The sequence below is a fragment of the Roseateles sp. genome, from assembly GCF_036486225.1.
Classification (GTDB): domain Bacteria; phylum Pseudomonadota; class Gammaproteobacteria; order Burkholderiales; family Burkholderiaceae_C; genus Roseateles.
Map to the genome: position 1 here is coordinate 1 of NZ_DASVNZ010000096.1, position 7107 is coordinate 7107.

Here is a 7107-nt window from a genome sequence, read left to right on the forward strand (position 1 = left end):
TCCCCGGCGCCCAGCGCCTTGTACTCGCGATGGGCGACCGCCGCGACGATGGCGTCGGCGCGCGGCAGGTCCTCGAAGGCGTGCAGCCGCACGCCGTACTCGTGCATCGCTTCCTCGGCCTCGGCGGCGGGATCGGTGACCAGGACCTCCACGCCGTAGCTCTGCAGCTCGTGGATGATGTCGATCACCTTGGAGTTGCGCAGGTCGCCGCAATCCTCCTTGAAGGTCAGGCCCAGCACGTTGACCTTGGCGCCCTTGACGTGGGAGCCCGCGGCGATCATCTGCTTGATGGTCTGCTCGGCGATGAACTTGCCCATGCCGTCGTTGATGCGCCGGCCCGCCAGGATCACCTGCGGGTGGTAGCCCAGCATGTCGGCCTTGTGGGTCAGGTAGTACGGGTCCACGCCGATGCAGTGGCCGCCGACCAGGCCCGGCTTGAACTTCAGGAAGTTCCACTTCGTGCCCGCGGCTTCCAGCACCTCGGAGGTGTCCAGGCCGATGCGCTCGAAGATGATCGCCAGCTCGTTCATCAGCGCGATGTTGAGGTCGCGCTGGGTGTTCTCGATGACCTTGGCCGCCTCGGCCGTCTTGATGCTGGACGCGCGGTGCACGCCGGGCAGGATGATCTTCTCGTAGGTCTTCGCGACGATGTCCAGCGTCTGGGGCGTGTCGCCGGAGACGATCTTGAGGATCTTCGTCAGCGTGTGGTCCTTGTCGCCCGGGTTGATGCGCTCCGGGCTGTAACCGACGAAGAAGTCCTGCTTCCAGGTCAGGCCGGACTCGCGTTCCAGCACCGGGATGCAGACCTCCTCGGTCGCGCCGGGATACACGGTCGATTCGTAGACGACGACCGCGCCGCGCTTCATGTGGCGCCCGACGCTGGTCGACGAGCCGATCAGGGGCTTGAAGTCGGGGATGTGGGCTTCGTCCACCGGCGTCGGCACGGCGACGATGATGACGTCGGCCTCGGCCAGGCAGGCCGGGTCGCTGTGGTACTCGGCGTGGACGGCGGCCTGGACTTCCGCGTCGGTCAGCTCACGCGACGGATCGGTGCCGGCGCGGCACTTGGCGACCTTGTCGACGGCGATGTCGAAGCCGATCGTGCGCCCGTGCTTGCCGAACTCGACCACCAGCGGCAGTCCCACATACCCCAACCCGACGACGGCGATCACGGACACGGCCTTCTCCTGTTCTTTCCGAGGACGGCTTTGTATCCGACTTTCGTCCGACTTTCGTGTCGCCGCCCGCCGCGTCCCCCCGGGTGAGGGTCAGCGGCCGTGGTCAATTGCGGCCGTAGGTGTCCTGGTATCGCACGATATCGTCCTCGCCCAGGTAGGAGCCGGACTGGACCTCGATGATCTCCAGCGGCAGCTTGCCCGGGTTGGACAGGCGGTGCACCTGGCCCAGCGGGATGTAGGTCGACTGGTTCTCGGTCAGCAGCAGCGTCTTGTCGCCGTTGACGATCTCGGCCGTGCCCTGCACGACGATCCAGTGCTCGGCGCGGTGGTGATGCATCTGCAGGCTCAGCGAGGCGCCGGGCTTGACCATGATGCGCTTGACCTGGAAGCGCTCGCCCATGTCGATGCTGTCGTACCAGCCCCAGGGGCGGTGCACCTTGCGGTGCAGGTTCTGCTCGTCACGCTGCGAGGCCGTCAACTGGTTGACGATCTTCTTGACGTCCTGGCTCTTGCTGCGGTCGGCGACCAGCACCGCGTCCGGCGTCTCGACCACGACGATGTTGTCCAGACCCACCGCCGACACCAGCCGGCTGGTCGCGTGGACCAGCGTGTTGCGGCTGTCCGCGATGATGGCGTCGCCGCGGCTGGCGTTGCCGGATGCGTCCTTGTCGGCCACCTGCCAGACCGCTTCCCAGGCGCCCAGGTCGTTCCAGCCGGCGTCCAGCGGCACCATGCGCAGGGCGATCGGGCTGCCCGGGCAGCGTTCCATCACGGCGTAGTCGATCGATTCCGAGGGCACGGCGGCGAAGGCGTCCTTGGCCGGACGCACGAAGGAGCCGTCCACGGCCTTGCCCTCGAAGGCGACGCGCGTGGCCTGGTCGATGTCGGGGCGGAACTGCTGCAGCGCCTGCAGCCAGACGCTGGCGCGCAGCACGAACATGCCGCTGTTCCAGTAATAACCGCCCTGGTCGAGGTATTTCTGGGCGGTCGTGGCGTCGGGCTTCTCGACGAAGGCCTCGACGCGCAGGCCGGCGCCCTCGGCGCCGGCGCGGATGTAGCCGTAGCCGGTTTCCGGGCGGTCGGGCGTGATGCCCAGGATCACGATCGCGCCGTCGCTGGCCTGACGCACGGCGTCCTGCAGCGCGGCGGTGAAGGCCGGGCCGTCGGTGACGGTCTGGTCTGCCGGGGTCACGACCAGCACCGGATCCGCACCGCCCTCGATCGCCTGCAGCGCCGCCAGCGTGATGGCCGGCGCGGTGTTGCGGCCCACCGGCTCCAGCAGGACGGCGCCGGGCACGAGCTTCTGCTCGCGCAACTGGTCCAGCACCATGAAGCGGTGCTCCTCGTTGCCGACGACGATGGGCGCGGTCACCGCGATGTCCTCGGAGGACAGCGCGGCCAGGCGCCCGGCGGCCTGCTGGAACAGGCTGTTGTTGCCGCTCAGCACGAGGAACTGCTTCGGGTAGCCGGCGCGCGAGAGCGGCCACAGCCGGGTGCCGCTGCCGCCGGCCATGATCACCGGTTGCACATCGATCTTGTTCGAGGTCTTGCTCAAGTTACTGCTCCCTGCCAGTCGCGCGGCCGGGTCGGGCCGCGCCAGTTGAATTGGAAATCGGATGGTCGTGGAGGCTGTCGGGCTCGCAGGGACCGCTCAGCCTTCGAAGCCGTTGGGATTGGCCGACTGCCAGCGCCAGCTGTCCTCGCACATGCGCTGCAGGTCGAAGCGCGCGGTCCAGCCGAGCTTGTCCCGCGCCAGCGCCGGATCGGCATAGCAGGCGGCGACGTCGCCGGGGCGGCGGGGGACGATCTCGTAGGGGATCTCGCGGCCGCTGGCGGCGGCGAAGGCGGCGACCAGCTCCAGCACGCTGTAGCCGCGGCCGGTGCCGAGGTTGACCCAGATCGACTCGTCGCCGCGCAGCAGGAAGTCCAGCGCCGCGACGTGGCCCTCGGCCAGGTCGACGACGTGGATGTAGTCGCGCACGCCGGTGCCGTCGGGCGTGTCGTAGTCGTCGCCGAAGACCGACAGCTTCGCGCGCCGGCCCACGGCCACCTGCGTGACGTAGGGCATCAGGTTGTTGGGGATGCCGCGCGGGTCCTCGCCGATGCGGCCGCTCTCGTGCGCGCCGACCGGGTTGAAGTAGCGCAGGCAGGCGGTCTGCCAGCGCGGGTCCGACGCGCCGAGGTCGCGCAGGATGCCTTCGCCGATCAGCTTGGTCGCGCCGTAGGGGTTCACGGCCATCAGGTCCGCGTCCTCGCGCAGCGGCAGCGTCTTCGGCTGCCCGTAGACGGTCGCGCTGGAGGAGAACACGATGCGCTTGCACTCGTGCCGGCGCATCGTCTCGCACACGGTCAGCAGGCCGTCGAGGTTGTTGCGGTAGTAGCTCAGCGGCTTGGTCGTGGACTCGCCGACCGCCTTGTAGGCGGCGAAGTGGACCACGGCCGCGGGCTGGTACTCGTTGAAGACCGCGTCCAGCGCCGCGCCGTCGCAGACGTCGAGCTTCTCGAACAGCGGCGTCTGGCCGCTGAGTTCGGTCAGCCGTTCCAGCACCTTGGGCGAGCTGTTGCTGAAGTTGTCCACGCCGACCACGCGATACCCCGCCGCCTGCAGCGCGAGCCAGGTGTGGGAGGCGATGTAGCCGGTCGCGCCGGTCAGCAGGATGGTCTCGTTGGCCATGGAGTCAAGGCTCGCGCGGGTCGCGGGCGGGAAGGTGGCGGTGGATCGGAGGGCGGGGCGGTCAGTATGCGTCGGGTGGGAGGCGTCGCGTCATCGTCATCGTCATCGCAGCATCCCCTGCACGTAGCAGCCGGCGGTGTAGGCGTCGTAGGCGTAGAGCACGTTGCTGGTGTCGCGGCTCTGGTGGCTGTACTGGCAACCCACCGTGACGTTGCGCAGCGCCTGCCAGGCCAGGCCCAGGCTGTACTGCTTGGTGTTGTCCTTGTAGCTGGTGCCGAACTGGTCGTCGTGGCGGTTCATGCGGGTGTAGCCCGCACCCAGCTGCGCCGTGAGCTTGCCGGTGAGCTGGTAGTTGAACTGCGTCTGCACCGCCGTCTGCACGCGGTTGAAGTCGGACACGCCGTTGGTGATGCCCTGGTAGTAGGTCTCGATGCCGGTGTCGCGCGAGAACTGCGTGCTCATCGACCAGCGGCCGCCCGGGCGCCAATCCCAGTTCAGCGCGCCGGTGACGCCGCTGAAGCTGTCGGAGGTGCTGCGGCTGATGCGCGCGTTCAGGCTGCTGGAGCCGGTGGCGCGCCACAGCGCGGTGAGGTCGACGTCCTTGCGGTCGTACTCGAAGCCGTTGAAGGGCACCTTGCCCTTCGTGTAGCGGCCCGCGACGCCGAAGCGCCACGCGCTGCTGGCGTTGTAGAGCAGGCCCAGGGACTGCGCGTCCTGGCGGTACTCCTGCGTGTCGAAGATCGCCAGCGAATAGTCCCGCGCGCGGTGGATCCAGGAGGCCTCGATCGAGTACGAGCTCAGCGTCGGCAGGCCCAGCCGCGCGGTCGCGGTGGCGCTCTGGTCGGTCTGCAGGTTCTTCTCGGTCGTGGGCGCGACGGCGGTGGTGCTGTTGAAGTCGGCCAGCGTGCGCTTGCGGGTGTATTCCAGCGTGCCCGACAGGTTGCCCACGGTCTCCCAGTTGACGCCGCCGCCCAGGTCGTAGCCGTTGTTGTTGAGCCGGCTGTTGTCGTTGTAGCGGGTGTCGTTGAGGCGCAGGTTGCCGTAGACGCGCTGCCGGCCCAGGCGCTGGTCGACGCCGCCCAGCAGGCTGATCGAGGTCAGTCGGTCGCTGTTCTCGCCGGCGGCGGAACGGAACACGTTGCTGGTGTAGTAGTGGCCCAGCGAGCCGCCGACGTACCAGGGGCTGCCGGCGTCGCTCTGTGCCCAGCAGGGCGCGGCCAGCGTCGCGGAGGCCAGCAGCACGAACGGCAACGGCAGGCGGTGGAGTCGCTTCATCGGTGGGGTCCCCTTCTTGTCATCTCTTGTCATCAATAGGCATGGCGATCGAACAGCACCAGCCGGACGGTCCGAACGATGATCTGGAGATCCAACCCCAATGACCAGTTGCGCAGGTATTCGAGATCGTATTCGACGCGCGCCTTCATCTTGTCCACGGTGTCCGTCTCGCCGCGCAGGCCGTTGACCTGCGCCCAGCCGGTGATGCCCGGCTTGACCTTGTGGCGGACCATGTAGGCCTTGATGATCTGGCGGTATTCCTCGTTGTGCGCGACCGCGTGCGGGCGCGGCCCGACGATGCTCATGCGCCCCTGCAGCACGTTGATGAACTGCGGCAGCTCATCCAGCGAGGTCTTGCGGATGAAGGCGCCGAAGGGCGTGATGCGGGCGTCGCCCTTGGTCGCCTGCTTGACGACGGCGCCGTTGTCCATCGAGCGCATCGAGCGGAACTTGTAGACGATGATCTCGTCGCCGTCCAGGCCGTTGCGCCGCTGCTTGAAGATCACCGGCCCGGGCGAGCTCAGCTTCACCCCGATCGCCAGGATGAGCAGGATCGGCGAGATCAGCACCAGGATCAGCGCGGCCAGGATGATGTCGCTGATGCGCTTGACGACCTCGTTCACGCCGGTGAACGGCGTCTCCAGGATGCCGACCACGGGCACGCCGTTCACGTCCTGCAGCCGGCCCTGGATGATGCTGATGCCGAACACGTCCGGGACGAAGAACAGCGAGGCGGTCGTGCCCTGCAGCTGCTCCAGCAGGCGCAGGATGCGCGGCTGCGAGCCCAGCGGCAGGGTGATGTAGACCTCGCGCACGCCGTGCGTGCGGACGTAGTCGCTGAGCTGCGGCAGGGTGCCCAGCACGCGGCCCAGGCAGTCGGGATGCAGCCGGTCGTCGGTGCGGTCCTCGAAGAAGCCCAGGCAGTCGGCGCCGCCGACCGTGCCGAACTGCAGCGCCCGCGCGACCTTCGCACCCAGCGGCCCCGCGCCGACGATCACCGCGGTGCGGCGGATCCACGGCTGGCGAGAACGCCAGCGCAGCACGCGCCGGCCGATCTCGACCGCGACGATCTGCGCCAGCGGCGTGACCGCCGCCCACCACAGCAGCACCGGACGTTCGAAGTAATGGAAGCTGCTGGTCGCGTAGGCGAACATGCCCAGGATCAGCAGCAGCATCAACCAGGAGCCGACGATGTCGGTGACGGCGCTCGCGGGATGGTCCGCGAAGCGGTTGCGGCCCGGGAAGGTCAGCGCGAACACCAGCATGCACAGCGTGTAGGTGGAGCGCATGACCGGCTCGCCGAACCAGGCCAGCAGCATCAGGTAGACCAGGACGATCAGCGTCGGTTCCAGGAAGGCCGCGATGAAGGATTGGACCGACTGCGGCGCGCTGTAGAAGGTTCTCTTGTAATTTCGGTCCTCAAACATCACCCAGTGGTCCTTCCCCGGCCAGAGCCGGAAATTCTCGCTCAATTCGTTTCGCGGACTCGTAACGGGACCCCCTAGCTTGTCACCGGTTCCGCCGTGTCCGGGCCGCGGTCGCGGCCTGCCTACAATCCGCCCCATGCTTCAAGAATGGTCCAAGCTCCTCGCGCCCGCAGTCCAGGATCGCATCACGCTGTTGCTCAACCATGTCATGTCCCGCGAGCCCGTCGCCACCGCGCGCCTGGCCCCGCACACGGGCAAGACATTGCGGTTGCGGCTGGCCGGTTGGCCGGCCATGCTGCCGGCGGCCCCTGACCTGCGCCTGCGCATCACCCCCGCCGGTCTGCTCGAACGGCTGGGCGACGAGGATGCCCCTAGGCAAGAACCGGACCTGCTCATCGAGCTGGACGCGTCCAACCCCGCCGCCGCGGCCTTCGCGGCGCTGTCGGGCGCGCGTCCGGACGTGCGGGTGCAGGGCGATGCGCAACTGGCCGGCGACTTCAACTGGCTGATCGACCACGTGCGCTGGGACATCGAGGACGACCTGGCGGCCATC

6 protein-coding genes are annotated in these 7107 nt (G+C 68.2%); 1 reads left to right on the forward strand and 5 read right to left on the reverse strand.

What is annotated here, in order from left to right; all coding sequences use genetic code 11:
• From VF536_RS07260 to VF536_RS07280, 5 genes are all read right to left on the reverse strand, one after another.
• A partial coding sequence (locus VF536_RS07260; RefSeq protein ID WP_331614144.1) for a nucleotide sugar dehydrogenase occupies positions 1-1178 on the reverse strand: 1178 nt, incomplete at its 3' end.
• Positions 1179-1281: 103 nt separating this feature from the next.
• Positions 1282-2691: a mannose-1-phosphate guanylyltransferase/mannose-6-phosphate isomerase gene (locus tag VF536_RS07265; protein ID WP_331614149.1), complete on the reverse strand. Its 1410-nt coding sequence runs from the start codon at positions 2689-2691 to the stop codon at positions 1282-1284.
• 138 nt (positions 2692-2829) lie between these two features.
• Positions 2830-3852, reverse strand: coding sequence for a UDP-glucose 4-epimerase GalE (gene galE, locus VF536_RS07270; protein ID WP_331614145.1), 1023 nt, complete (start codon positions 3850-3852; stop codon positions 2830-2832).
• 102 nt (positions 3853-3954) lie between these two features.
• Positions 3955-5127, reverse strand: coding sequence for a hypothetical protein (locus tag VF536_RS07275; RefSeq protein ID WP_331614146.1), 1173 nt, complete (start codon positions 5125-5127; stop codon positions 3955-3957).
• 32 nt (positions 5128-5159) lie between these two features.
• On the reverse strand, positions 5160-6554 hold the full coding sequence (locus VF536_RS07280) for an undecaprenyl-phosphate glucose phosphotransferase (RefSeq protein ID WP_331614147.1): 1395 nt from the start codon (positions 6552-6554) through the stop codon (positions 5160-5162).
• 136 nt (positions 6555-6690) lie between these two features.
• Here VF536_RS07280 and VF536_RS07285 point away from each other — a divergent pair.
• Positions 6691-7107, forward strand: a 417-nt coding sequence (locus VF536_RS07285; RefSeq protein ID WP_331614148.1) for a hypothetical protein, incomplete at its 3' end; no start/stop codon positions are given.